The organism is Achromobacter sp. E1, from assembly GCF_037039475.1.
GTDB lineage: Bacteria > Pseudomonadota > Gammaproteobacteria > Burkholderiales > Burkholderiaceae_B > Achromobacter > Achromobacter mucicolens.
In genome coordinates this window covers 3,356,655-3,380,340 of the sequence record NZ_CP146253.1, presented here as the reverse complement: position 1 = coordinate 3,380,340, position 23,686 = coordinate 3,356,655, and the positions used below count along the sequence as shown (strand labels likewise).

25 protein-coding genes and 1 pseudogene are annotated in these 23,686 nt (G+C 65.7%); 3 read left to right on the top strand and 23 right to left on the bottom strand.

The window, feature by feature from the left end; genetic code table 11:
* Window positions 1-6: 6 nt before the first annotated feature.
* From hpaH to V6V88_RS15550, 5 genes are all read right to left on the bottom strand, one after another.
* Window positions 7-789: a 2-oxo-hept-4-ene-1,7-dioate hydratase gene (hpaH, locus tag V6V88_RS15570; protein ID WP_062841063.1), complete on the bottom strand. Its 783-nt coding sequence runs from the start codon at window positions 787-789 to the stop codon at window positions 7-9.
* A gap of 9 nt (window positions 790-798) precedes the next feature.
* A complete protein-coding gene (locus tag V6V88_RS15565) occupies window positions 799-1,665 on the bottom strand; it encodes a fumarylacetoacetate hydrolase family protein (RefSeq protein WP_338615544.1) in 867 nt (288 codons plus the stop codon).
* Complete coding sequence (locus V6V88_RS15560; RefSeq protein ID WP_223575904.1) at window positions 1,662-2,534, bottom strand: amidohydrolase family protein; 873 nt, start codon at window positions 2,532-2,534, stop codon at window positions 1,662-1,664. Before V6V88_RS15560 ends, V6V88_RS15565 begins: the two co-directional genes overlap by 4 nt.
* Before the next feature lie 12 nt (window positions 2,535-2,546).
* Window positions 2,547-2,927, bottom strand: a complete 381-nt coding sequence (locus V6V88_RS15555; protein ID WP_280000631.1) for a RidA family protein — start codon at window positions 2,925-2,927, stop codon at window positions 2,547-2,549.
* A gap of 121 nt (window positions 2,928-3,048) precedes the next feature.
* Window positions 3,049-4,017 carry a tripartite tricarboxylate transporter substrate binding protein gene (locus tag V6V88_RS15550; RefSeq protein ID WP_280000633.1) on the bottom strand — a complete coding sequence of 323 codons (969 nt, stop codon included), beginning with the start codon at window positions 4,015-4,017 and terminating at the stop codon, window positions 3,049-3,051.
* A gap of 242 nt (window positions 4,018-4,259) precedes the next feature.
* Between V6V88_RS15550 and V6V88_RS15545 the strand changes: the two genes are divergently transcribed.
* Both V6V88_RS15545 and V6V88_RS15540 read left to right on the top strand, forming a co-directional pair.
* Window positions 4,260-4,892, top strand: coding sequence for a flavin reductase family protein (locus V6V88_RS15545; protein WP_056319142.1), 633 nt, complete (start codon window positions 4,260-4,262; stop codon window positions 4,890-4,892).
* Window positions 4,889-5,680, top strand: a complete 792-nt coding sequence (locus V6V88_RS15540) for an IclR family transcriptional regulator (RefSeq protein ID WP_338615538.1) — start codon at window positions 4,889-4,891, stop codon at window positions 5,678-5,680. The genes V6V88_RS15545 and V6V88_RS15540 overlap by 4 nt, the downstream gene beginning before the upstream one ends.
* 21 nt (window positions 5,681-5,701) lie before the next feature.
* Here V6V88_RS15540 and V6V88_RS15535 read toward each other — a convergent pair whose 3' ends face one another.
* From V6V88_RS15535 to V6V88_RS15455, 17 genes are all read right to left on the bottom strand, one after another.
* Window positions 5,702-6,757: an RNA methyltransferase gene (locus tag V6V88_RS15535; protein WP_062841056.1), complete on the bottom strand. Its 1,056-nt coding sequence runs from the start codon at window positions 6,755-6,757 to the stop codon at window positions 5,702-5,704.
* Window positions 6,758-6,814: 57 nt separating this feature from the next.
* The gene (locus V6V88_RS15530) at window positions 6,815-7,369 is read right to left on the bottom strand and encodes an SMI1/KNR4 family protein (protein ID WP_062841055.1); all 555 of its coding nucleotides are present in this window, start codon (window positions 7,367-7,369) and stop codon (window positions 6,815-6,817) included.
* Between the two features lie 24 nt (window positions 7,370-7,393).
* Window positions 7,394-8,242, bottom strand: coding sequence for an SAM-dependent methyltransferase (locus V6V88_RS15525; RefSeq protein ID WP_056319153.1), 849 nt, complete (start codon window positions 8,240-8,242; stop codon window positions 7,394-7,396).
* Between the two features lie 184 nt (window positions 8,243-8,426).
* Entirely contained in the window at window positions 8,427-9,596 is a 1,170-nt protein-coding gene (locus V6V88_RS15520; RefSeq protein ID WP_081101045.1) for a CMD domain protein, read from the bottom strand.
* A 24-nt stretch (window positions 9,597-9,620) separates the two neighbouring features.
* Window positions 9,621-10,970: an acyl-CoA thioester hydrolase/BAAT C-terminal domain-containing protein gene (locus tag V6V88_RS15515; RefSeq protein ID WP_062841054.1), complete on the bottom strand. Its 1,350-nt coding sequence runs from the start codon at window positions 10,968-10,970 to the stop codon at window positions 9,621-9,623.
* A 3-nt stretch (window positions 10,971-10,973) separates the two neighbouring features.
* Window positions 10,974-12,545: an ABC transporter substrate-binding protein gene (locus V6V88_RS15510; RefSeq protein WP_062841053.1), complete on the bottom strand. Its 1,572-nt coding sequence runs from the start codon at window positions 12,543-12,545 to the stop codon at window positions 10,974-10,976.
* A gap of 74 nt (window positions 12,546-12,619) precedes the next feature.
* The gene (locus tag V6V88_RS15505; protein WP_062841052.1) at window positions 12,620-13,645 is read right to left on the bottom strand and encodes an oligopeptide/dipeptide ABC transporter ATP-binding protein; all 1,026 of its coding nucleotides are present in this window, start codon (window positions 13,643-13,645) and stop codon (window positions 12,620-12,622) included.
* Complete coding sequence (locus V6V88_RS15500) at window positions 13,642-14,655, bottom strand: ABC transporter ATP-binding protein (RefSeq protein WP_062841051.1); 1,014 nt, start codon at window positions 14,653-14,655, stop codon at window positions 13,642-13,644. Before V6V88_RS15500 ends, V6V88_RS15505 begins: the two co-directional genes overlap by 4 nt.
* The gene (locus V6V88_RS15495) at window positions 14,652-15,569 is read right to left on the bottom strand and encodes an ABC transporter permease (RefSeq protein WP_056319169.1); all 918 of its coding nucleotides are present in this window, start codon (window positions 15,567-15,569) and stop codon (window positions 14,652-14,654) included. Before V6V88_RS15495 ends, V6V88_RS15500 begins: the two co-directional genes overlap by 4 nt.
* Window positions 15,566-16,540: an ABC transporter permease gene (locus V6V88_RS15490; RefSeq protein ID WP_152384672.1), complete on the bottom strand. Its 975-nt coding sequence runs from the start codon at window positions 16,538-16,540 to the stop codon at window positions 15,566-15,568. Before V6V88_RS15490 ends, V6V88_RS15495 begins: the two co-directional genes overlap by 4 nt.
* Window positions 16,537-18,012 carry an NAD(P)/FAD-dependent oxidoreductase gene (locus V6V88_RS15485; protein ID WP_223575898.1) on the bottom strand — a complete coding sequence of 492 codons (1,476 nt, stop codon included), beginning with the start codon at window positions 18,010-18,012 and terminating at the stop codon, window positions 16,537-16,539. Before V6V88_RS15485 ends, V6V88_RS15490 begins: the two co-directional genes overlap by 4 nt.
* A complete protein-coding gene (locus V6V88_RS15480; RefSeq protein ID WP_142054871.1) occupies window positions 18,009-18,986 on the bottom strand; it encodes a LysR family transcriptional regulator in 978 nt (325 codons plus the stop codon). The genes V6V88_RS15485 and V6V88_RS15480 overlap by 4 nt, the downstream gene beginning before the upstream one ends.
* Before the next feature lie 191 nt (window positions 18,987-19,177).
* Window positions 19,178-19,384, bottom strand: a complete 207-nt coding sequence (locus V6V88_RS15475; RefSeq protein WP_223575897.1) for a hypothetical protein — start codon at window positions 19,382-19,384, stop codon at window positions 19,178-19,180.
* 43 nt (window positions 19,385-19,427) lie between these two features.
* Window positions 19,428-19,700, bottom strand: coding sequence for a hypothetical protein (locus tag V6V88_RS15470; protein WP_223575896.1), 273 nt, complete (start codon window positions 19,698-19,700; stop codon window positions 19,428-19,430).
* Between the two features lie 67 nt (window positions 19,701-19,767).
* Window positions 19,768-20,061, bottom strand: a complete 294-nt coding sequence (locus V6V88_RS15465; protein WP_223575895.1) for a hypothetical protein — start codon at window positions 20,059-20,061, stop codon at window positions 19,768-19,770.
* A 117-nt stretch (window positions 20,062-20,178) separates the two neighbouring features.
* Window positions 20,179-21,144 (bottom strand): 2-hydroxyacid dehydrogenase, encoded by a 966-nt coding sequence (locus V6V88_RS15460; protein ID WP_223575894.1) that lies wholly within the window; start codon window positions 21,142-21,144, stop codon window positions 20,179-20,181.
* Window positions 21,145-21,200: 56 nt separating this feature from the next.
* Window positions 21,201-22,196, bottom strand: coding sequence for a tripartite tricarboxylate transporter substrate binding protein (locus tag V6V88_RS15455; protein WP_223575893.1), 996 nt, complete (start codon window positions 22,194-22,196; stop codon window positions 21,201-21,203).
* Between the two features lie 175 nt (window positions 22,197-22,371).
* On the opposite strand from V6V88_RS15455, the pseudogene V6V88_RS15450 reads away from it, so the two are divergent.
* Window positions 22,372-23,178, top strand: a pseudogene (locus V6V88_RS15450) (LysR family transcriptional regulator); the annotation flags it as partial.
* A gap of 118 nt (window positions 23,179-23,296) precedes the next feature.
* On the opposite strand, the gene V6V88_RS15445 reads toward V6V88_RS15450, so the two are convergent.
* Entirely contained in the window at window positions 23,297-23,680 is a 384-nt protein-coding gene (locus tag V6V88_RS15445) for a hypothetical protein (RefSeq protein ID WP_062841043.1), read from the bottom strand.
* Window positions 23,681-23,686 lie beyond the last annotated feature (6 nt).

Here is a 23,686-nt window from a genome sequence, read left to right as displayed (position 1 = left end):
CTGGTCCTATGAAAAGTGCACCGAAATGCTGCCGAGCTTGCCGTAGTCGGCATGCAGCGTATCGCCCCGCTTGACCGCGACCGTGCGGGTGAACGATCCCGCCAGCACGATCTGCCCCGCAGCCAGGCCCGTGTCGTGCAGGGCCAGCTTGTTGGCCAGCCACGCAATCCCCAGCGCCGGATGCCCCAGGACCGCGGCGGATACGCCCGATTCCTCGATCACGCCGTTCTTCAAGAGCAGGGCGCCCACCCAACGCAGATCCACGTCCATCGGACGCACGGGCCGGCCGCCCAACACGATGCCGGCGCATGCGGCGTTGTCGGCAATGTTGTCGACGATGCGGCGCGGATACTTGCTGCGTCCGTCGATCAGCTCCAGCGCCGGCACCACGTAATCCGTGGCATCCAGTACATCAAACAGGCTTACGTCCGGCCCGCGCAGCGGTTTGCCCAGTACGAAGGCCAGCTCCACCTCGACGCGCGGCACGATGAGCTTGTCGGTCGGGATCGTCTCGCCGTCCTGATAGAACATCGTGTCCAGTAGATGGCCGTAATCGGGTTCGTCGATGCCGACGGTGCTTTGCATCGCCTTGGAAGTGAGGCCGATCTTGTGGCCGCGCAGTTTGGCGCCGGCAGCCAGCTTCTCGTCGATGATCCGCTTCTGGATCGCGTAGGCATCCGCGATTTCGATGTCCGGAAAGACCTGGTCCAGTTGCGTGGTGGGCACGCCGCTGCGCTCTGCTTCCAGCAGCAGGCTCGCGGCGCGGTCGCGGTCTTTTTCATTCAGCATGTCGGCTCCTTATGCGGACACGGCCGGTTCATCGGCCACGGGATTGGACAGGACGCCGATGCCGGCGACTTCCACTTCGACGACGTCGCCGGGTTTCAGGAAGCGCGGCGGCGTGAAGCGCACGCCCGCGCCAATCGGCGTGCCGGTCGAGATCACGTCCCCTGGCTTGAGCGTGGTCCAGATGGAGATGTAGCGGATCAGTTCGGCGAACGGGAACATCAGGTTCTCGGTCGTGTCCTGCTGGCGCAGTTCGCCGTTCACGCGCGTGCTGACCGTGAGCGGGGCGGCCGGATCGAATTCATCCGCGGTTACCAGCCACGGTCCCATCGAACCGCTGGCGTCGAAGTTCTTGCCCTGGGTCACGTTGAACTTGCCGTGCTTGAGCCAATCTCGCACCGTGCCTTCGTTCAAACACGTCAGGCCAGCCACGTGGTTCCAGGCATCGGCCGCAGCAATGCGGCGGCCGGCCTTGCCGATCACGATGGCGATCTCGCCCTCGTAGTCCAGCTGTTCGGACTCCGGCGGACGCAGCAAGGGTTCGCCATGTCCCACGAAAGATCCCGGAAAGCGCGGGAATACGCTGGGATAGGCCGGCGGCGCGCTGCCGTCCCGGTATTCCTCGTTGCGCTTGCCGTAGTTCACGCCCACGCAGATGATCTTCTCGGGTGCGGGAATGGGGGGCAGCAGACGGACCTGGTCCAGCTGGTGCGTCGCGGGCAGCGACTCGGCCAGGCGCGCCAGCGCGGGCAGGTCGCCGGCTTCCAGCGCGGCCCGCAAGCTGTCGTGGCCGTGGCCGTCCAGCGCTACGATCTCGTCCTGGCCGCGCAGCGCGCCAAAGCGCGCCCGGCCATCATGCGTAAAACTGAGCAGTTTCATTCGTCGAATCCAAAAAGGTGCGCGGGGTTGTCGACCAGGATCTTCTTGAGCGTGGCCTGATCGCCGGCATAGCGCGCCAACTGATCGAGCAGCCGGCCTTCGTTGGGCGTGGCTTTCATCGATACCGGATGCGGCCAGTCGCTGCCCCACACCACGCGGTCCGGGTTCGCGGCGATCAGCGCCTGGGCCAGCGGGATCACATCGTCCCAGGGCTCGCCCGTGCGCGAGATCTTCTCCGTCAACGACAGCATCACCCAGAAGTTGCCGCGCGAGAGCAGCGACTCCAGTAAGTGTCGCGTGGGGTCGGCGGCGCCCGCGCCCGGGTCCGCCCGGCCCATGTGGTCCAGCAGCACAGGGATGTCCAGGTTCTCGAACTGTGCTGCCTGCGCCATCATCCCGTCGGGTTCCGGCTGGAACTTGGCGTACCAGCCCAGCTCGCGGATGCGGGCGATGGCGCGGTCGAAGACCTCGGGCGCCATGCTGATGCCCAGCCCCTGGCGCGTGAACCGCGCGCCGCGCACACCGGCGTCGTGCAGCTTCTGGATATAGGCATCGTCGCATTCGGCCAGCACCACGGCATTTGCGCAGCCGCGATACGACGGGCCCGCCGCGGCCAGGCCGTCCAGCACCACCTGGTGATCGGCACCGTACGTGGTGGCTTGCACGATCACGCCGCGCTGGATACCCAGCAGCCGGTGCAGGCCCAGCGCCGTCTCGATGGTCGCACTAGGCATCTCATAGGCCGCGCCCGGGCGCACCGGGTAGCGGTCGGCGGGGCCGAATACGTGGAATTGGCTATCGCACGATCCGGGCGGCAGGCGATAGGCCGGCGCGGTCGGGTTGGGATTGAAGGCTTGATATTGCGGCATCGTCCGGCTCCTTTATTCGATCACGGCCACGAAGTCGCACTCGATGAGCTTGTCGCCATCCAGGTCCGCCTGCATGGTGTGACGCGCCGGACGATTCTGCGCATCCGGAAAGGCTTGCATCCACACCGCGTTCAGTGCCGCGCGCTGGCTGCGGTCGCGCATCCACACCGTCATCTTGGCGATGTGATCCAGCGAGCCGCCGCCCGCCTGCACGATGCGGCGCACGTGGTCGAACATCAGCTCGCACTGGCGTTCCAGCGAGTCGCCGTAGGCGCCCGTCGCGGGGTCCGTGCCCTGGATGCTGCCGGAGTACAGCATGGGCCCGATCCGGCAGGCGGCGGGAATGGGGTTCTTGTGGCTGAAGCCTTCGGCATAGATGCTGCGTCTGCTCATGGCGTTTTCCGTCTCAGTCGAAGTGTCGGGGAAGGAGCCCGGCGTTGCCGCGCCCCGGGATTCAGTGGGCTGCCGGGCTGGCTGCTCAGTTGTCGGGTCAGTTGTCGGCTCAGGCGGCCGCTCAGTTCGCCGTGATGCCGGCGCGCTTGATGATCGGCGTCCAGCGCGCATCTTCCGCGGCCAGATAGCGCGTGAATTCCTCCGGAGAGCTGCCGCGCGCTTGTGCGCCCAGATCGTCAAAGCGCTGGATGATCGTCGGCTGCGCCAGGATCTTGGTCAACGCCTCGCTCAGCTTGTTCAGCACCTCGGGCGGCGTGCCCTTCGGGGCCAGCAATCCAGTGAACGTCGCCGCTTCCATGCCCGGCACGCCGGCTTCCGCAAACGTTGGCACGTCCGGCATCGATGGCACGCGCTTGGCCGTGGTCACGGCCAGCGCGCGCAACCGGCCTTCCTTGACGTAAGGCAACGCCACGGAAATCTGGTCGAAATTGAAATCCACCTGGCCGCCCAGCAGATCCGTCGTCGCGGGAGCATTGCCCTTGTATTGCGCCGTCGTCCAGCGCGCCCCGGTCAGCGACTGCAGCAGTTCGCTCACCAGGTGATTCGTCGTCCCCGCGCCGGGCGATGCCATGTTCAGCTTGCCCGGCTCCTTCTTGGCCAGCGCCAGCAGCTCTTCCAGATTCTTGGCCTTGAGCTCCGGCCGCACCTGCAACACCAGCGGCGTATAGGACACCGAACTGATCGGCGCAAAGTCCCGGTCCCATTTGTAGGCGTCGCGCTTGAAGATCAGCGGCGAAAACAGCAGGGGACCGTTGGCCGCCATGAACAGCGTGTAGCCATCCGGTTCCGACCGCGCCACCTGCTCGCCGGCAATCATGCCGCCCGCGCCCGGCTTGTTCTCCACGATGAACGGCTGTCCCAGCGCCGCCTGCAACCCCGGCGCGATCAGCCGCGCCGCCACATCCACATTCCCGCCGGGCGGGTAGGGCACAACGATCTTCACGGGTTTGTCGGGCCAGGCGCCGTGCGCCATCGAGGTAAGTACGGTCAGCGCCACTGTGGCGCAGGCGCGGAGCGCGGTGCGGTTCATGGTGAGTCTCCTGTGCGTGTCATCGCGTTTTGTTTGTTTGTTGACACTCTAGGAATTTGCGCCGCGCTGAACAACGGCAATTTTTCAAAAAGGTCCGGATATTGGACTCTTTTGGAACGCTGGGTCAGGCGCTCCTTTCGATCGGCCCCTGCTTCACGGGAAAATGACGCTCGGCGCACGAAGTCCGCATGGACGCGCCCTTAAACTGATGTTCAATATCCGGACTACGGAGCGAGACGACCATGCACTTTCCCGCCAGTGACCTGAACCCCGAGCAGACCTACCGCCTGATGAGCGGCATCATCGTGCCCCGGCCGATCGCCTGGATCAGCAGCGTCAACGCCCACGGTGTCGTCAACCTGGCCCCCTTCAGTTGCTACACCTTCGTCTCCAACCAGCCGCCCATGATTGGCGTGAACATCGGCAGAAAGGCCGGCCAGCGCAAAGACACCGGCCGCAACATCATGGACAACGGTCATTTCGTCGTGAACATTGCCGACGAAACGCTGCTGGACCCCTTGCACGAAAGCGCTCAGGAACATCCGCCCGAAGTCAGCGAAGCCGATTTGCTGGGCCTGCCCGTCATCCCCGGCGTGGTGGTCGCCACCCCCCGCCTGGCCGCCGCGCCCATCAGCCTGGAATGCCGGCTGCACAGCGTCACGCCGTTTGGCAACACCGGCGCCGAGTTCTTTGTGGGTGAAGTGGTGATGTTCCACATCCGCGAGGGCCTGATGCAAGACGGCAAGATCGACACCGCAACACTGCGCCCGATCTGCCGCATCGGCGGGCCAAACTATGCATCGCTGGGCGAAATCATCACCAAGCGCGGCATCGCCCAAACGGCAAAGTCCGTCATGAAACCGGAGGCCGCATGAGCGGCTCCGAGGATAAAAGCGCGACCGGCGCCCAGACCGTCCGGCGCGCATTGGCTTTACTGCGGTTGATCGCGTGCGGGCAGGAACGGGGCGTGCGCTTGGTGGACCTGGAGCGCATGTCCGGCCTGAACCGGCCGACCGTGCATCGGCTGCTCAAGACCTTGGTGCAGGAAGAGGCGGTAGAACAGGACCCGGAAACGCGCCGGTATTTGATTGGCCAGGAAATCACCTTGCTCGGGCTGGCGCGAACGCGGCGGTTCCCGTTACTGACGTTGGCCGATCCGTATATGGCGGAGCTTGCGGATCAAGTCGGGGATACCGTGTTTCTAAGCATCCGGCATGGGCATGACTCGATCTGCATTGGGCGCCGCACGGGAAGGCATCCGATACAGGTGTTATCGATTGAGGTGGGCGTTCGACGACCGCTTGGGGTGGGGGTCTCCGGAGTGGCGTTGTTGGCCAGCCTGGACGCAGACGAAAGCACGCGGCTGGTCCGCAGTAATGCGGCGCGGTTGGAGGTGTTGGGCGAGCGGGTAGAGGATGTGATCGCTCGGGTCGATGCGGCGCGCCGCGAGGGCTTGGCGCATGCGCCGGTGGGCCTGATGCCAGGGACCAGTGCGGTGGCCGTGCCGATCATGTCGGCTAAAGGGGAAGCGCTCGGGGCGATTACGGTGACGGCAATGGCGGAGCGGTTGGGGGCCGGGAGATTCGGGGAGGTCGTGGACCGGATGAGGCAGGCGGTGGCCGGGATTGCGGCAAGGTGGGGACAGGTCTCGACTCGGGCGTGACGGGCCCGCCCGCAACGCAGGCTAGGCGGCGGCCGGTCTGGCTGTGCGCGTGCGGCGCAGCTCGACCACTTGCTCGGCGCCTACGGCACGCGCGCGCAGCTGGCCACAGCCGCCGTCCACATCCTGCCCCGCGCTATTCCTGACTTTGGTCAGCACGCCACGGCTGTGCAGATAGCGGACGATTTCGCGGGTGCGCTCGGCATCGGGGCGCTGGTAGGTATCGCCTTCAAGACTATTGAACGGAATAACGTTGAGCACGCCGTACTTGCCCTTGAGCAAATCCGCGACCGCATCGAGTTCGTCGTCGCCGTCGTTGACGCCCTTGAGCAGCGTCCATTGATACTGGATCGGATAGTCGGTGTCGCGAGCATATCGCTCGCCAAGTTCGATCAGCTCTTCTGGCGAAATCCTGGGCGCGCGCGGCAGCAGGTGCTCTCGCAACTCGGCTTTGGTCGTGTGCAGCGACAGCGCCAGCGCAGGCTTGACGCGTTGCCGCGGCAGCGCGTCGAACACGCGCTGGTCTCCCACGGTGGAGAACACAAGATTCTTGTGCCCGATATTGCCTTCGTTGCCCAGCAGGTCGATGGCTTCGAGCACGTTGTCGAGGTTGTGCGCCGGTTCACCCATGCCCATGAAGACGACTTTCTTCACCGCACGCTGACGCCGCGCCAGCACGACCTGGGCAAGGATTTCCATGCTGGTGACCTGACGAATCAAGCCGCTCTTGCCGGTCATGCAGAAGCGGCAGCCGACCGCACAACCGACCTGGGTTGACACGCACAATCCGTCGCGCGGCAACAGCACGCTTTCCACCATCTGCCCGTCGGCCAGTTCGACAAGCAAGCGCGAACCGTCGCTGCCGGCATGTTCGGAACGGATGCGCGCAAGGCCGTCCAGTTCTGCCGTCAACGCGGGCACGGCATCGCGAACCGCGAGGGGCAGAAAATGCTCCGCGCTACGGCGCCGCGTGCCGGTGTCGAGCGCTTGTCCTTGCAGCCAGACGCGCATGACCCGCCCGCGGTGAACGGGCAGCGCGCCGAGGGCGGCGAGGCGTTGGTCGAAGTCAGAGAAGCGCATGGGGAGCGGATTTTACTTCGGTCGTGGGAATGGGCTGGGGGCGTCTGATCCCCAACCTTAAAAATCCCCCAGAAATTCCTCGGGGTCGGCTTCGACCTCAGCGATTGATCCCGTCAGTAGCGCGGTGAAGCTCGGCGCCACCCACGTGATCTGATCTGGGTCATGGGTGAATGCGATGATCTGCCCCGGTGTGCCGGATTCGCTCGGGGAGTGGTCGACCATCAGCAGCATCGTTGCGCCGCCAAAGCTGGCGAAGGGGAGCCAGCCCTTGTGAAACCAGCCGTCCCTGATGCGCGCATCGCGCGGTTCTGGCTCCATATATCCGGCATATCGCGGCGCGCGGTCCGCCATCCGTGCTCGTCCCGCAATCGCCTTTTCCAGCGGCAGAAAATCATAGGCCGTCAGATAGCCTGGCCGCATGAATACCGGCACATCGCGCTCGGCCCCATTGGCCAGAAGCCAAGCCTGCCTGGTGTCCGCAGTGATGGGAAAACCAAGTTCCGCCTCGACCGCTTCAAGCCTCGATTCCGCCGCACCCGGGTTGAGGTGTAGCGCGTGGCCATGCGCATCGCACACCGCACGTAGCCGATCAAGATAATGGGAAAAATTCATCGCCGCAGGCGGTCCTTTTCAGTGTTACGCAGCTTGCGGCAAGAAAAACCGATCCTTCAATTCCTGCAGCCCGATCCGATCCAGCATCTCGGTCAAACGCTGCGCGGGCTTGCGCGTCGGCAGGTTTTTATATTGCGCGATGATCAGCTCATTCTTCATCGAATGCTCCCAGCCGACCAGTTCGGTCACGCTGACCTGATATCCGTGCGCCTCAAGCTGCAGGCATCGCAGCACATTCGTAATCTGGCTACCAAACTCCCGCGTGTGCAGCGGATGCCGCCAGATCTCAGCCAACGGATCCGCCAGCGCCTTCGCTTTGTTCTTGCGCAGCACCGAAGCCACCTCGGCCTGGCAGCACGGCACGACCACGATGTATTTGGCTTTCTTCTCCAACGCAAAGTGAATCGCGTCGTCGGTAGCCGTATTGCAGGCGTGCAGGGCGGTCACCACGTCTATCGACGCGGGCAGTTTGTCCGAGGTAATCGACTCCGCCACCGACAGGTTCAGGAACGACATGCCGCCAAAGCCCAGCCGCTTGGCCAGATCTTCCGACGACTTCACCAGTTCTTCGCGGGTTTCGATCCCGTAGATATGGGAGCCGTTCTTCAGCGCCTCGGGCTGATCCTTGAAAAACAGGTCATACAGGATGAAGCCCAGATACGACTTGCCCGCGCCGTGGTCGGCCAGGGTGACGGCGCCGCGTTGGTCTTGGACATCCTTGAGCAGCGGCTCGATGAACTGGAACAGGTGATAGACCTGCTTCAGTTTGCGGCGGCTGTCCTGGTTCATCTTGCCGTCGCGGGTCAGGATGTGCAGGGCCTTGAGCAGTTCGATCGACTGGCCGGGGCGGATGTCGTGGGTTTTTTCGGACATGGGAAAGGCAAAGCGCCCCGCTGAGGCGGGGCGCGGGTATGTGCGGGAAGGACAGTGTAACAAGCCGATCCTTCCGAGTGTCTGACACCAGCCGATCCTTCCGCGTGTCTGACACCCGTATGCGCAGGCAAGGGAACCCAAGCGAGCGTATGCGGGTGTCAGACACCGGCTAAATGTAGCTGCGTCAGACCGTCACCAGCTCCGGCTCACCCAAATTCAGCATCAACCGGTTCGCCCACGCAAAGATCGCGTCCGAATGCAGCAGATCCAGGATCTCGCCGTCATTCAGACCCACATCCTTCAGCGCCTGAATGCTGGCCGCGTTGACGTCGGCCTGCGCCTCGGTGATCTGGATCGAGAACTTGCCGATCGCCTGTTCACGCTTGGTCGTGCCAGCCGTGACCGGATTCTCGAACACCTGCCCAATCACGTCATTGCGCTTGGCCAGTTGCTCGAACCGCTGCGCGTGCACCGACGCGCAGTACACGCAGCCGTTCACGCGCGACACCACGGTGGCGCCCAGTTCGCGCTCGGCGCGCGACAGGCCGCCCGGTGCGTACATGATGGCGTTGAAGGCCGTGGAGCGTTGGCGCAGGATTTCGGGCTGGTGGACCAGGAACAGGTAATAGTCCGAGACCTTGGCCTTGGGGTGGCTTTCTTCCAGGACGGCGATCTGTTCGGGGGTGGCGGTGTCGACGTTGACGACGTCCAGCCATGCCTTCCATTCCAGGACTTCGTTGGTGAAGCCATGGGCCTTGATGACGGCGCCGGGTTCGGTGTTGCCAGGGTTGATGACGGCCGTGGCATCCGCGGCGCCAGCACCCGCCTCAAGCCCTTCAGCCGCTTTCATCGCGACCAATCCGGCCACCAGGCGCGTCTGATACGACAGGAAGGCGATCAGCTGCGACAGCGTGACGACAGCCGGGGTGGAAACCCCCGCAGCCGGCAGCGTCTTCAACGCGGCTTCGTCGCCTTCGACCGGCTTTTCGATCAGCTTGCGGGTGAATTCCAGGATGGCGGCCAGGCGGGGGTCGGCGGCATCGGCCGGCTTGCCGGATTCGGCGAGGGCGATGTCCGCGGCCGGCACGCCGGCCTCGACCGCACGGGCGCGATAGTGCGCGGCCAACAGCGGCGACGGCGTGATGCGCGTGGCGTACAGCGCGACCAGCAGGCGGTCGGCCAGCGGCAGGCCGGGCAGGGCGGGGTCGAAGAGGGCGTCGTAGCTGCCTTGCGTGGCGGCGGCGACCTTGTCGCGCTTGTGGCGCACGTCAAAAGTCTGGGTGCCGGGCGCCAGGCCCACGAGCTGGTCGACGATGTCTTTGCTGATGTCGTAGACGATCGGTTGTTGTGCCATTGAGGAGGTCTCCTAAAGTTTCGTTCAGCGGACGTTGCCCGAGGCATCGTTCGCGGTCGCTACCGGCATGCCAGCCGCCGCGCCCTTGGCCTTTACCGCCGCGTCCAGGAACGTCTTCACGCCTTCCCAGGATTCCTGGTCGGCGCGGGCGTTGTCCTTGGGGTTGCCGCCGCTGGTGCTGATCTTGCCCGACACGGGGTGGGCATACACGAGCTGGGTGGTGGGTACGTAGGGGAACAGGATCGAGTGGCCGCCGTTTTCGTAGTCCAGCCACTGGACCGGGTACGGGTGCCGCACTTCGGTCAGCTTGTCCTGCACCATCTTCGAGTACAGGCTGGACGGCCACGAGCCGTCGTCGGTGCCGGACAGCAGCATGACCGGGCCTTCGATGTCCTCCACGCGGATGCGCGCGCGCGCCACGGCGTCCGGGTCCTGCAAGGCCGTCAAAATGGCTTTCTCGTGGCGATGGGGCGCGGGGCCTTCATCGAACGGGGCCCAGGTGGCCGTGCGGTTGTTTTCCCAGACGTGGGGGATGGGCTTGCCGCCCAGCAGCCAGGTCGGGCCTTCGCGGCCGATCTTGGGGTCGCAGGCGTTCTGGCCGCTGTGCACGACGGCGCCGGGCACGTAGGCCACCACTGCCGACACTTCCTTCGGGAAGGTGGCGCCCAGCAGCAGCACCAGCTCGCCGCCGCGCGACTGGCCGCTGATGGCGACGAAGTCGTGCAGGGGCTGGACCTTCTTGCGCAACCAGCGCAGGCCCGTCTGGAAGTACTCCAGCGGGGTGTTGGAAATGTAGTCCGACAGGCCGGGCGCCTTGAAGTACGCCAGCGCGAAGGCGGCGTAGCCGCGCGAGGCGTACAGGGCGGCGCGCGGTTCGTTGATGCCGCCGCCGGACCCGTTCAGGATCATGACGGCGGGATGCGATCCCGGGGCGCTGCCGGCGGGCAGGTACAGGGTGCCGACTAGGCCGTCCTCGCGGACCTCGACACGCGTGACGCCGTCGGCCGCCAGGCGTTGCGTGAAGCTGCCGCGCGCCTCGGCGCCTTCGACGCGGACCACCACCTCGGTGACGAGGGCATCGGTCACCGGCTGGTTGAAGTACTCGCGGCTCTTGCCGTCATCGGGAGACTGCGCCCAGATCAGGCCCATCGGGGCCAGGCCGGTGTAGTCGCCCGAGACGGGCGCGTCGCGGGTCAGATCGACGGCGCCGTCCTCGCCTGCCGTGTAGGCGGCCTGGGCTTGCCAGAGCACGCCGTTGCGGCGGGTGAGGGCGGTGATCTCGACGGTGGCGCCCGGCGCGACGTGTTCGACGCGGATCTGGCGCGGGACGTCGATGAGGGCGTCCGCGGGGCTGATGTGCAGGGTCGGCGCCATGGCTTACTTGTCCGAGACCTTGGTGACCATCATGGCGGCCGTGCGGTCGCTGGTCATCGGGGTGACCTTCAGACCCTTCTTGGTGGCCCAGATGTTCTTGTAGTGGAACAGCGGGATGATGCCGACGTCGTCGGACACGAGCTTGACGGAGTCGCGCAGGATGGCTTCACGCTTGGCCACGTCGAATTCCGAGGTGGATTGCTCCAGCGCGGTGTCGACCTTGGGGTTGCTGTAGTGGCCCCAGTTGGAGGCGCCCAGGCCCTTCTTGGCGTCGACGGTGGCCAGGATGTTGACCAGCGCGTAGCTGGCTTCGCCCGTGCCGTTGCCCCACGCCAGCATGCTGACGGCGAATTCGTTCTTGTTGGCGCGGCCCGAATAGACGGCCCACGGCACGACTTCCACCTGGGTCTTCACGCCCACGCGGGTCCAGAACTGCGCCACCGCCTGGGCCGTTTCCGGGCCTTGCGGGTAGCGGTCGTTGGGCACGTGCATGGTCAGCTTGAAGCCGTCGGGAAAGCCCGCTTCGGCCAGCAGCTTCTTGGCTTGCGCGACGTCGTTGGGGATGTCCTTGATCTCGGGGTTGTAGCCGAAGGTGCCCTTGGGCATCCACTGGTTGGCCTCGGTGGCGGCGCCTTGCAGGATGCGGTCGGCGATGGCCTTGCGGTTGATGGCCAGGTTCAGCGCCTGGCGCACGCGCACGTCCAGGAGCGGGTTCTTGTCGAGCGGCTTGCCGTTGTTGTCGGTGATGTACTGGTTGGGCGCGGGGTTGAAGCTCGGTTGCAGCAGCATGACGCGCAGGCCGTCGTACGGGTAGACCGAGATGTTGGCGGCCTTCTCCAGCTTGGCCAGATCGGACACCGACACCTTGTCGATCACGTCCACGTCGCCGGCCAAGAGGGCGGCGGTGCGGGCGGCGGCGTTGTTGATGTAGCGGTAGTTGACCTTCTCCCAGATCTGCTTGTCGCCCCAGTAGGCGTCGTTGCGTTCCATCAGGACGCGGTCGCCGGGCGTGTAGGAGACAAACTTGTAGGGGCCAGTGCCGACCATGGCCTTGCCCGAGTTGTAGTCCTCGGTCGAGGACTTTTCACCGACGTGCTTGCTGACGACGTGGATGGACGCCAGGTTCAGCGGCAGGTCGGGGTTGGGGGCCTTGGTCTTGATGATGAGGGTCAGCGGATCCTTGGCGGTCATCGTGTCGATGGTGCGCAGGTAGCCGGCGTAGGTGGCGACGCTGCCCGGCACGCCGCGGGCGCGGGTGTAGGAGTAGATCAGGTCGTCGGCGGTGAACGGCGTGCCGTCCTGCCACTTGACGCCTTCACGCAGCTTGAATTCCCAGGTGGTGTTGTCCAGCGGCTTCCAGCTCACGGCCAGGCCCGGCTGCAGCTTGTTCCACTTGTTCTCGATCAGGAGGTCCCAGAAGTGCAGGGCCACCGAACGGTCGCCAGCGTGGTTGTTCAGCTGCGGGTCCAGCGACGACAGCGGGTCGGCAAAGCCGATCGACAGGTTGTCCGCGGAGGCGGCGGCCGAGGCGCCCAGGATGGCGGCGGTGAGGGTCGAGAGAATCAGGCGTTTCATTGTCCGGGATCCTTGGTGAAGGGGGAACGGTGTGGGTCCAGCGGCCGCGGCGGTCGTGCCGCGGCCAGTGATCGTCAGGCCATGTCGTTCAGGTGACAGGCGCTCAGGTGGTTGATGGCGATTCCCTTCAGTGTGGGAACCTCGGTCTTGCAGCGCGGCATCGCGTGCGGACATCGCGGATGGAAATGGCAGCCGGTGGGCGGGTTGAGCGGGCTGGGAATCTCGCCCTTGATCGCGGTGAAGGTCTTGTGGCGCGATTTCAGGCTGGGGATTTCGGCCAGCAGGGCTTGCGTGTAAGGGTGGTTGGGACGCCGGAAGACTTCTTCCACCGTCGCCGTTTCCACGACTCGGCCCAGGTACATGATGACCACGCGATCGGACAGGTGTTCGACCACGCCCAGGTCATGGCTGATGAAAAGGTACGTCAGGTTCAGTTCTTCGCGCAGGTCCATGAACAGGTTCAGGATCTGCGCCTGGATCGAGACGTCCAGCGCGGCCACGGCTTCGTCGCAGACCAGCATGGACGGCTGCACCGCCAGCGCGCGGGCGATGCCGATGCGCTGGCGCTGGCCGCCGCTGAACTGGTGCGGGTAGCGCTGGCGCAGCGACGGGTCCAGGCCCGCACGCTCCAGTTGCGCGCTGACGTAATCGTCGAAGTCGCCGTTGCCGACCAGGCCGTGGATGCGCGCCGCTTCGCCCACGATCTCATCCACGCGCAGGCGCGGGTTGAGACTGGCGTAGGGATCCTGGAAGATCATCTGCACCTTCAGGCGCGCGGCGTGGGCCTGGGCCGGATTCATGTCGGCGGGGCGCACGCCATTGATGCGGACCTCGCCGCCCGAGGGCGTGAGCAGGCCTGCCGCGATGCGGCCCAGCGTGGACTTGCCGCAGCCGGATTCACCGACCAGGCCGACGACCTCGCCGGGATTCACGATCAGATCGACGTGGTCCACGGCGCGCGTGATGGCGGGCGGCTTGGACAGGCCCAGCGACTGCATGGCGCGGCCGGCGGCGCCAACCTTGCGTTCGCCAAAGCGCTTGCTGACCTGACGCAGGTCGATCAGCGGCGTCGGGGCGTTGGCGGTGGAGGTGGCGCTCATGCCGCCACCTCGCGGTGGATCTGGATGGAAGGATGAAAGCAGCGCACGTCGTGTTCGGGTAAGGCTTGGGTGATGCCGGGTTGCTGGCCGCAGGCGGCGGTGGCGCGCGCGCAGCGCGCGGCGAACGCACAGCCAGCCGGCAGGTGCAGCAGGTTCGGCGTCATGCCGGGAATCTGGCGCAGGCGCTGGCCGCGCGCATTGTTGCTGGGCAGGCTGTCGATCAGGCCCACGGTGTAGGGGTGCTGCGGGCGGTCCAGCACGTCGTCGACCTTGCCGTGTTCGACGATGCGCCCGGCATACATGACGGCCACTTCGTCGGCAAGGCCCGCCACCACCGACAGGTCGTGGGTGATCCAGATAAGGCTGGTGCCGTGCTGTTGGGCCAGCTTCTGCACTTCGGACAGGATCTGCGCCTGGATGGTGACGTCCAGCGCGGTGGTCGGTTCGTCGGCAATGATGAGGTCCGGCCGGTGCAGCATGGCAATGGCGATGGCCACGCGCTGGCGCATGCCGCCCGACAGTTGATGCGGATAGGCGAGCAGGCGTTCCTCGGGGCTGGGGATGCCCATCATGCCCAGCGTGTCGCGCGCCAGGATGCGGGCCTGGGCGCTGCTCATCTTGTTATGCGCGCGCACCGTCTCGATCATCTGCACGTCCACCCGCAGCACGGGGTTCAGCGTCATCATCGGATCCTGGAAGATCATGGCGATGCGGTTGCCCTGCAGGCGGCGCAGTTCGCGCGGGGGCAGCGTGGTCAGGTCGCGGCCCTGAAACAGGACCTGGCCGCCCACGATGCGGCCCGGCGCGTCGACCAGACCCATGATGGAAAAGCCCGTCACGGACTTGCCCGAGCCGGATTCGCCGACCAGGCCCAGGATCTTGCCGCGCGGCAAGGTGAAAGAGACGTCGTCCACGGCGGGCAACACGCCCGCGCGGGTGTGGAAGTGCGTGCGCAGGTTGCGCACTTCAAGCGTGGCCGGCGCGCCAGCCGAGGCAGAGCGGTCGGTCATTTGTGAGTCCTCGGGTTCAGCACGTCGCGCAGGCGGTCGCCCACCAGGTTGATTGCCACGATGGTGATGAGCAGCGCGATGCCGGGGTAGAAGCTGATCCAGTATTCGCCGGACAGCATGTATTGGAAGCCGTTGGAAATCAGCAGGCCCAGCGACGGCTCGGTCACGGGCACGCCCAGTCCCAGGAAGCTCAGCGTGGCTTCCAGCGTGATGGCGCGCGCAATCTGCAGCGTGCCGATGACGATCAGCGGCGGCAGGCAGTTGGGCAGGATGTGCTTCAACATGATCCGCCAATTGGGAATGTCCAGGCAGCGGGCGGCCTCCACGTATTCGCGGCGGCGCTCGACCAGGGCCTGGCCGCGCGCGGTGCGGGCGTAGTAGGCCCATTCCAGGATCACCAGCGTCAGCACCACGTTGCCCACGCCCTTGCCCAGATAGGCCAGGATCATCATCGCGACCAGGATCGACGGGAACGACAGGATCAGGTCCACGAGGCGCATGATGAAGGCGTCGACCTTGCCGCCGGCGTAGGCGGCCAGAAGGCCCAGCAGTGTGCCGATGATGCCGGCGATCAACGCCGAGCCCACGCCCACCATCAGGCTGATGCGCAGGCCATACAGGATGCCCGACAGCAGGTCGCGGCCCTGGCCGTCGGTGCCCAGCCAGTAGTGGAACGTGTCCAGGCCATTCATGGAACCCGGCGGCAGGCGCGAATCCAGCACGTCGATCTGCAGCAGGTCATAGGGATTCTGCGGCGAGATCCACGGCGCCAGCACGGCGGCCAGGATCAGCAGGGTGGCGACAACCAGGCCCAGCACGGCCGTCTTGGACGACATGAACTCGGCAAGGTTGCGGCGCCACGGCGACTCGCGGCGCAGGGCGGGCGCCTGCGCGGTTTGGGATACGGAACTCATGCCGTGGCCTCCAGCCGCACCCGGGGGTCCAGCACTTTGTACAGAATGTCGACGATCAGGTTCAGCGTCACGAACAGGCACACCACCACGATCAGATAGGCCACGATCACGGGGCGGTCCAGCGCGTTAAGGCTGTCCAGGATCAGCTTGCCGGCGCCGGGCCACGCAAAGATGCTCTCGGTGATGACGGCAAATGCGATGGTCGAGCCCAGCTCCAGGCCCAGCACCGTCACCAGCGGAATCATGGTGTTGCGCAGCACGTGCACACAGACCACGCGAAACGGCGACAGGCCCTTGGCGCGCGCGAACTTCACGAAGTCCAGCGGCATCACGTCGCGCACGCCGGCGCGGGTCAGGCGGATCACCAGCGAGATCTTGAAGAGCGACAGGTTGAACGCCGGCAGGATCAAGTGACGCCAGCCGTCGGCCGTGAGCCACGACCATTGAAAGCCCAGGAACTCCACCGTCTGGCCGCGGCCGCTGGCGGGCAGCCAGCCCAGTGACACGCTGAACGCCATGATGAGCATCAGCGCCACCCAGAAGGTAGGCAGCGAAAAGCCCACGATGCTGCCCGCCATGATCATCTTGGCCGCGCGGCTGTCCGGATACAAACCCGCAAACAGACCCAGCGGCAGGCCGATGATGACGGCAAAGGACAGGGCGGTGATGGCCAGTTCAAGCGTGGCCGGCAGGCGCTGGATCACCAGTTCGATCGCCGGGATGTTGTAGACGAAGCTGTTGCCCAGGTTGCCGTGCAGCGCGCCGTTCAGGAAGGCCAGGTATTGCTGCCAAAGCGGCTTGTCCAGCCCCAGTTCGGCGATGATGCGCGCGCGGTCCACTTGGTCCACGTCCTGGCCGATCAGGATGTCCACGGGGTTGCCGATGGCGTGCAGGCCCACGAAGACGATCAGCGTCATCAGGAACACGACCACCGCAGCCTGCGCCACGCGGCGTAGCAGCCATGCGGTCATTGCGCGGTCTCCGCCTGCGAAGCCGTGGCCGGCGCGGCGGCCTGCGTCCACTCGTCACCGAACACTTCGGGTTCCGAGAACGCTTCCATGTTGGCGTAGTGCGTGACCACGTCTTCGCGGTAGAACAGGCCGGCGATGCCTTGCGCCAGGCGCTTGGCGCCTTCGCTGATCGCGGGGATGTCGCCCGAGATCGTGCCGTGCGTCAGCGCGGCGGGGTACGAAAAACAGTGCACGCGGTCCAGGCCCGGGCAGGCGCCGGGGACTTTCTCCTGCAGTTCGAACACCGGTCCCAGATCGGGCGAGTCATGCAGTTCCTGGTCTTCCTCGCCGGGCGGCGGCGTGTAGCGGTCGCCCCAGGCGCGCACGTGGGGCGCCAGCGGCGCGAACTCCGGCCGCACGGTCCAATCGATGCGAAAGCCCGTGGAGAAGATCAGGAAGTCCAGCACGAACACGCCCTTGGGCGTGGTGACATGGATTTCGTCATCGACCAGGGCCAGGTCCAGCACGCCACAGCCCAGGTTGAAGAACGCATTGGGATGGCGCGACACGCGCAGCGTGCTGCCGCGCGGGGGTGGCACTTGCGCGGCGTTGATGTAGTGGCGGATCTTCCACTTCCATTCGTCCGGCAGCGTCAGATGGCCGTGGGTCAGGCCCGGGTTGCCCGCGCCCTTGCCCTTGTTGATGCGCGGGATGTCGTTGCGGCGGATCAGCAGATCGACGCTGGCGGCGCCGGCTTCCAGCGCGGTCGCCGCGCTGTCCATGGCGGACGCGCCCGCGCCCACGACGCCAACGCGCTTGCCGGCCAAGGTGTTGTAGTCCATCACGTCGGACGAATGCGCCCAGCGGTCGCGCGGCAGCTTCTTTGCAAAGTCGGGCACGTATGCGCCGCCCAGGCCGTCGCGGCCGGTGGCGAGCACGACGCGGCGAGCCAGGACGGTCGTGCGTCCGGCCGGCGACTGGATGTCCAGCTCAACTAGCTGATCGGCGCGCGGCTGCACGGACAGGATGCGGTGTTCGTTGCGCACGTCCAGGTTCAGCACGCGGCGGTACCAGCGCAGATAGTCCATCCATTGCAGGCGGGGGATCTTGTCCAGCGCTTCCCAGGCCTCCTGGCCGAATTGCGCCTCGAACCAGGCGCGGAAGGTCAGTGCGGGCAGGCCAAGCGCGGGACCGGTCAGTTGCTTGGGCGAGCGCAGCGTTTCCATGCGGGCCGTCGTGGCCCACGGGCCTTCGTAGCCTTCAGGCGCCTGATCGAAGATCGGCGCATCGATGCCCAGGTGCTTCAGAGACGCCGCTGCGGCCAGGCCGGCCATGCCGCCGCCGATGATCGCCACATCCAACACCTGCTGGCCGTCGACCAGCCGGGGCGTCACCCAGTTCTTGGCGGGAATTTCCAGCCAGGAGAGGTCTTGCCGAAGGCGCGCCTCCAGGGCGGGCAGGCCTTGCGGCGGGGCGGCGAGGGGCAGATTCATGATGCGGGTGTTTCCATGACAGGGGCGTCATCGCCGTAGATCGACTGCAGCAGCGCCGAATGCTCGGACGCGTCGTGCAGGACAAAGCCGGGTAGCAGGTCTGCGGCGGCTTCGGCCAACGCGTCGGCCATCGCCTGGCAGGCGGGCGACAGCGTTTGCGACTGCGGGGTGATGACCCCAAAGAAGAAAGGGATGTCCAGATCGATGGGACGGATCGCCACGCCCGCCATCGGCGAACCATAGGCGGTCACGGGTTCCAGCACCGATACGCCCAGGCCCGCGCGGACCGCGGCCAGGGCGTTGACGGACGAATTGGTTTCGATGGTGCCCAGCGCCTGCACGTTGTGCGCGAGCGCCGCGTCCAGCCGGCGGCGCAGGCGATAGGGGTTGGCCATGGTGATGAGGCGGCGTCCGGCCAGCGCCGACACCGGCACCACGGCGTGGCGCGCGGCCGGATCGTCTTCGGGCAGGGCGGCCACGCAAGGCGCCTGCGCAATCCAGTGCACGGTCAGGCCGCGGTGCTCCAGCGGCAGGCTGGTCGCGCCCAACTGCGCGGCGCCCGACAGCACGGCATGCACCACGCGCTCGGGCGAGGCGCTGCGCAACTGCACGCGGGCGGGCCCAAGCCGGTCTTCGATGCGTTTGAGGGCGGCCGGCACCAGGCCAGCGGCAAGGGCGGAAGTGGCAGCCATCAACAGCGGCTGCGCCTGACCGCGCGCAATTTCGTCGGCCCGGCTCCGGATCTGCTGCAGGCTGGATAACGCGCGTTCAACGTCGTCGTAAAGCAGGAAGCCCTGTTCGGTGGGCGTCACGCGCGGACCGCTGCGGTTGAACAGGGGATAGCCGATTTCGGCCTCCAGTTCCTGCAGCAACCGGCTGATCGCAGGCTGCGAGCGTCCCAGCAGCCGTCCGGCCGCGGTGACGCTGCCGGTGGACATGACGGCCGCGAAGGCCTCGAGTTGACGAAGTTCCATTGGTCTTGATTTATGCCAAGGACGAATTCTGGCCGCTCGAGTATGCGCTTTGCAAATAATAAAAGCGCATAAGCAAATTCCCTAATGGGGTTTTCCTTAGGGAAGTTGATAACTTCGCGTTATTTCAATTGCTTAGCTTATTGCTGCGCGCCTGGCGGGTGCGCTGGGTCCAGAAGCGCGATCCCGGCATGTCACGGCAGACCGGGAAAGTGGTCGACCCATTTAATCGATAAGTCGCCAAACGAATCGACCAATCTGATCGTGAAGTCCGGGAAGTTGTCGACGATTTGCCATCTGCCGCAGCGGTCGGGGAATGAGCTGACTTTCTCTACCAGCAAATCGGGGAATGCGGTGGCCACTTTGACTTCGATGTCAGGAAACGATTTGACGATCTTCACTTTGCCGTACAGGGGGATCCCCTTGTAGGCGCAGTTGGCCTTGTCAATCTCGGCTGCCCAAACGGAGGACGCCGCGCCCCTTTTCCGTCAGCACCACCACCGCTTCCCCGCGCACCGTGCTTTCGCCCGGCGACATGTCGATCAGGCCATTCGCCGTGGCGTCTTCCCAGGCCGACAGCCGGGGGCAATTGGTGCGCCAGGCCTCCATCGTCTCGGCATACGTGCGCGGCCGGGCGGCGATCCACAGAAGGAACTGCATCAGGTTGCCCATCTGGGACGCGCCGGCCTCGATGTCTATTTCGGGTTTTTCAGTCATGGGCGCCTCCGTTCCTGGATCAGGGATGCGTCTTGACGATACTCTCGTGCCCGCTCGCGCTCCAGTCCTATCTGGGCGCCATCCCCTTGCGCAATCTGTTGGCGGGTTCCATGAGCGCGTCCTTCATGTCGTCGCGCTCCAGCACACAGGGTTCGTGGTGCAGGTCCCGCATGAAATCGTCGTAGAGCTCGCCGGTGATGCCGGCCGGACGCTTGAAATCGCCGGACAACTGGTACGCGCGCAAAAGAATCGAGCGCAGACGTTTGACCTCCCAGAGCAGGGCGATCACATCGGGATTCCAGGGCTGACGCTCGCGGATGATGCGCAGGTCGGCGTGGGAGAGCGGGGTTTTGAACGGCATGGCGGAAAATACTGTTTATATATCCAGTATAGTCCGCCAGCGTCGAAGGAGCGAGTGGGTGTTTTCCCAACTGCGCCCAGAACCTGCCACAGGGAGGTAGCGCAGGTCGCGCTGCGTTCACACCACCCGCGTATGCACCTGGCCTTCGCGGAACCACGAATCCAGATTCGCGCGCATCAGATCCGCCATCGCGCGGCGCGTTTCGTGGGTGCCGCTGGCGATGTGCGGCAGCATCACCACGTTATCCATGGCGTTCAATCCCGGGGGCGTGGCGGGCTCATGTTCGAACACGTCCAGCCCCGCGCCGGCGATGCGCTTATCCTGCAGCGCCGCCACCAACGCGGCCTCGTCGACCACCGTGCCGCGCGCAATGTTGATCAGCCAGCCGTCGGCGCCCAGCGCATCCAGCACCTGCGCATTCACCATGTGCCGGGTGGCGCTGCCGCCCGGCACGGCCAGCACCAGGTAATCGCATTGCGAGGCCAGGTCCACGATGGTCGGGCAATAGCGATACGCCTCGGGCGCGTCGGGGCGCGGCTTGCGGTTGGTGTAAAGAATTTCCATGTCGAAGGCCTGCGCGCGGCGCGCGATCTGAAGGCCGATGTTGCCCAGGCCGACGATGCCGCAGCGCTTGCCGGTCATGCGCGAACCCAGGCCAAATCCTTCGGTGGGCCAGCGGCCCGCGCGCACGAAGCGGTCGGCTTCGGCGATACGGCGCGTGACGGCCAGCATCAGGGCCAACGCGGTATCGGCCACGCAGGCGTCCAGCACGCCGGGCGTGTTGGTGACGACGACGTTGCGTGCCTTGGCAGCCGCGATGTCGATGGTGTCGTAACCCACCCCAAAGCTGAAGATGCCTTCCAGCGCGGGCAGGGCGTCGATCAGTTCCTTCGTCGCGCCAAACCGGCCGCTGGTGGCGATGCCGCGGATGGCGGCGCCGTGCTCACGCAGCAGCGCCGCCTTGTCCTGGGCCTCCCAGAGGCGATGGACGCGGTAGCGCGATTCCAGGTCGGCCACCAGTTCGGGCAGCAGGGGACCGACCATCAGCAGATCGGCGGCGGAAGCGGGAAGGGATGCAGTCATGGATACGGCTTATCTAATTAGAGGAAAAGGCCCGCCGAAGCGGGCCGGGACCGGAATCAGTTGGTCTGGATGTTGCGGGACTTGATTATCTGCCCATAACGTTCGCGCTCGCTGGCGGCCAGATCCTGCAGTTCCTTTGGCGTCGAGCCGTGCGCCACGGCGCCCTGCGATTCCAGCTTGGCCTTGACGGCCGGATCGGCCGCGACGGCGCGTATGGCCTCGGAAAGCTTGTCGATCACGGCCTGCGGCGTGCCGGCAGGCGCCAGCACCGCCGTCCACGAGCCGCTTTGCGCGTTCTTCACGCCGGCTTCCTCGATGGTGGGCACGTCCGGCATGGCGGGCGAGCGCGTCGCACCCGTGACAGCCAGCGCGCGCAGCTTGCCGGCCGTCACGTACGGCATGGTTTCCAGGACCGACGCGAACAGCATGTCGACGCGGCCGGCCATCAGGTCGGTCATCGCCGGGCCGCCGCCCTTGTAGGGCACGTGCACCAGGTCCACGCCCGTGGCTTGTTGGAAGATTTCGCCGGACAGATGGGGCGCGCCGCCCGTGCCCGAGCTGGCAAACGTGTGCTTGCCCGGCTGGGACTTGGTCAGTGTGACCAGTTCCGCGACGTTCTTGGCTGGCAGGCTGGCGGGCACCACCAGCACGAAAGGCAGGTCCGAAAACAGCGATACGGGCGCAAACGCCTTGACCGGGTCGGAATGCAGCTTGTAGATCCAGGGGTTGATCGCCAGCATTCCCGAGTTCGCGAACAGCAGCGTGTAGCCGTCGGGCTGCGAACGGGCCACCAGGTCGGCGGCGATCTGGCCGCCTGCGCCCGGCCGGTTGTCCACCACCACCGACGACGAGAATTTTTCGCCCAGGGCCGCGGCCAGCAACCGCGCCGAGATGTCGGTGCCTCCGCCGGGCGAGAAGGGAACGATGAGATTGATCGGGCGTTCCGGATAGCCGGCGGCGCTGGCTGCGTGGGGCACGGCCGCGGTGGCGGCCAGGGCCAGCGCCGCGGCGAGGAGCCGGACGCGGATCCGGGCGGGGTTCTTTGTCTCCATGGATTTTCTCTTTTATGGCGTTGATGGCGGCGAGGCCGCAAAAAATGGTGCTGCGGGTAAGGCTCCTGATGCTTGGCGGACCGGATTCGCGGCCCTGCAGGCGAGTATAGGGAGGCCTGTCCATGGATATCCGTTCGAGCTATAAATAGCATCAATCAATTCAAGGATTGAATCGATGGAATTCCGCCAGCTCGAATGCTTCATTGCGGTTGCCGAGGAACTGCATTTCGGCCGCGCCGCCGAACGGCTGTGCATGACGCAGCCGCCGCTGTCGCGCCAGATCCAGTTGCTGGAGCAGGATCTGGGCGTCACGCTGTTCGAGCGCAACAGTCGTCAAGTGGTGCTAAGCGCCGCGGGCCGGCGCTTTCTGCGCGATGCTCGCCACCTGCTGGAGTTTTCAGCGCAGGCCGCCGCCACCGCGCGCCGCACATCGGGTGGCGAGGCCGGCCACATTACGCTGGGCTTTACTGCCGTGGCGTCGTACCGCCTGATGCCGTCGCTCATCGTGCAGGCGCGCAAGCTGCTGGCGGGCGTGGAGATCCAGCTTCGAGAAACCGTCACCACCGAACTCGCCCGTCTGCTGCTGGCCCACGAGCTGGACGCCATCCTGGCGCGCAGCGTGCCGCAGCAGGCCGGCATTGAATCGCGCCTGGTCGAACGCGAACCGCTGGTCCTGGCGCTGCCTGCCGATTCGCCGTTGTGCGAACACGCGACCGTGCCCCTGAAATTGCTTCAAGGCCAGCCATTCGTGCTGTATTCGCCGCGGGAAGGAAAGTATTTCTATGACCGCATCGTGGGCGCCTTCGGGCTGGCGGACGTGCAGCCGCAGTACGTGCAGCGCGCCGGGCAGACGCATACGCTGCTGGCGCTGGTGCGCGCGGGACTGGGCGTGGGCATCGTGCCGGATTCGGCGCGGGAACTGCGCTTTGAAGGCGTGGTGTTCCGGCCCATCGACCAGCGCAATCTGTATGCGGACATGTACCTGGCGTGGCACGCGCAGCACGACAACCCGGCGCTGGATGCGTTCCTGCAGCGCGTGGCAAAACTGGATACCCCGCAACCCGTCCGCGGCGGCGGACGGGCGGGGGCCTGTCTGGTTGCTATCGGCGCTTCGCGCGGTTCGGCGCAGGCAGCGGCGCGCCGACGTGGCTGGCCAGCCAGTGTTCGATCTTGTCGTCCCGGCGGGCGGCCCAGTCCTTGCCGATTTCCAGGATCAGCAGGTTGCGGGTGTCACCGTAATCCTGGCCCGGCGCCTTCTGGAACATCTCGCGCCAGATTTCGGAGGCGACCAGTTCCGTCGTCACCAGCACGCCGATTCCCTTCGCATCGATCCACAACGGCGCGGCGCGTTCATCCACATGGGTCTTGATGTTTTCCAGGATCTTCTGCGCCAGCGCGGCGTTGTCTTTGGATGCCGCGATCAGGACCAGATACTGCCTGTGGTCGCCGGCCGGCTCGTCGGCATCGCCGAACGGATTTTCCATGATGTG

What these genes read in the sequence shown, in the direction of transcription:
- hpaH (WP_062841063.1), bottom strand. Translation starts at nt 789, where the DNA reads ATGCTGAATGAAAAAGACCGCGACCGCGCCGCGAGCCTGCTGCTGGAA.
- V6V88_RS15565 (WP_338615544.1), bottom strand. Translation starts at nt 1,665, where the DNA reads ATGAAACTGCTCAGTTTTACGCATGATGGCCGGGCGCGCTTTGGCGCG.
- V6V88_RS15560 (WP_223575904.1), bottom strand. Translation starts at nt 2,534, where the DNA reads ATGCCGCAATATCAAGCCTTCAATCCCAACCCGACCGCGCCGGCCTAT.
- V6V88_RS15555 (WP_280000631.1), bottom strand. Translation starts at nt 2,927, where the DNA reads ATGAGCAGACGCAGCATCTATGCCGAAGGCTTCAGCCACAAGAACCCC.
- V6V88_RS15550 (WP_280000633.1), bottom strand. Translation starts at nt 4,017, where the DNA reads ATGAACCGCACCGCGCTCCGCGCCTGCGCCACAGTGGCGCTGACCGTA.
- V6V88_RS15545 (WP_056319142.1), top strand. Translation starts at nt 4,260, where the DNA reads ATGCACTTTCCCGCCAGTGACCTGAACCCCGAGCAGACCTACCGCCTG.
- V6V88_RS15540 (WP_338615538.1), top strand. Translation starts at nt 4,889, where the DNA reads ATGAGCGGCTCCGAGGATAAAAGCGCGACCGGCGCCCAGACCGTCCGG.
- V6V88_RS15535 (WP_062841056.1), bottom strand. Translation starts at nt 6,757, where the DNA reads ATGCGCTTCTCTGACTTCGACCAACGCCTCGCCGCCCTCGGCGCGCTG.
- V6V88_RS15530 (WP_062841055.1), bottom strand. Translation starts at nt 7,369, where the DNA reads ATGAATTTTTCCCATTATCTTGATCGGCTACGTGCGGTGTGCGATGCG.
- V6V88_RS15525 (WP_056319153.1), bottom strand. Translation starts at nt 8,242, where the DNA reads ATGTCCGAAAAAACCCACGACATCCGCCCCGGCCAGTCGATCGAACTG.
- V6V88_RS15520 (WP_081101045.1), bottom strand. Translation starts at nt 9,596, where the DNA reads ATGGCACAACAACCGATCGTCTACGACATCAGCAAAGACATCGTCGAC.
- V6V88_RS15515 (WP_062841054.1), bottom strand. Translation starts at nt 10,970, where the DNA reads ATGGCGCCGACCCTGCACATCAGCCCCGCGGACGCCCTCATCGACGTC.
- V6V88_RS15510 (WP_062841053.1), bottom strand. Translation starts at nt 12,545, where the DNA reads ATGAAACGCCTGATTCTCTCGACCCTCACCGCCGCCATCCTGGGCGCC.
- V6V88_RS15505 (WP_062841052.1), bottom strand. Translation starts at nt 13,645, where the DNA reads ATGAGCGCCACCTCCACCGCCAACGCCCCGACGCCGCTGATCGACCTG.
- V6V88_RS15500 (WP_062841051.1), bottom strand. Translation starts at nt 14,655, where the DNA reads ATGACCGACCGCTCTGCCTCGGCTGGCGCGCCGGCCACGCTTGAAGTG.
- V6V88_RS15495 (WP_056319169.1), bottom strand. Translation starts at nt 15,569, where the DNA reads ATGAGTTCCGTATCCCAAACCGCGCAGGCGCCCGCCCTGCGCCGCGAG.
- V6V88_RS15490 (WP_152384672.1), bottom strand. Translation starts at nt 16,540, where the DNA reads ATGACCGCATGGCTGCTACGCCGCGTGGCGCAGGCTGCGGTGGTCGTG.
- V6V88_RS15485 (WP_223575898.1), bottom strand. Translation starts at nt 18,012, where the DNA reads ATGAATCTGCCCCTCGCCGCCCCGCCGCAAGGCCTGCCCGCCCTGGAG.
- V6V88_RS15480 (WP_142054871.1), bottom strand. Translation starts at nt 18,986, where the DNA reads ATGGAACTTCGTCAACTCGAGGCCTTCGCGGCCGTCATGTCCACCGGC.
- V6V88_RS15470 (WP_223575896.1), bottom strand. Translation starts at nt 19,700, where the DNA reads ATGACTGAAAAACCCGAAATAGACATCGAGGCCGGCGCGTCCCAGATG.
- V6V88_RS15465 (WP_223575895.1), bottom strand. Translation starts at nt 20,061, where the DNA reads ATGCCGTTCAAAACCCCGCTCTCCCACGCCGACCTGCGCATCATCCGC.
- V6V88_RS15460 (WP_223575894.1), bottom strand. Translation starts at nt 21,144, where the DNA reads ATGACTGCATCCCTTCCCGCTTCCGCCGCCGATCTGCTGATGGTCGGT.
- V6V88_RS15455 (WP_223575893.1), bottom strand. Translation starts at nt 22,196, where the DNA reads ATGGAGACAAAGAACCCCGCCCGGATCCGCGTCCGGCTCCTCGCCGCG.
- V6V88_RS15445 (WP_062841043.1), bottom strand. Translation starts at nt 23,680, where the DNA reads ATGGAAAATCCGTTCGGCGATGCCGACGAGCCGGCCGGCGACCACAGG.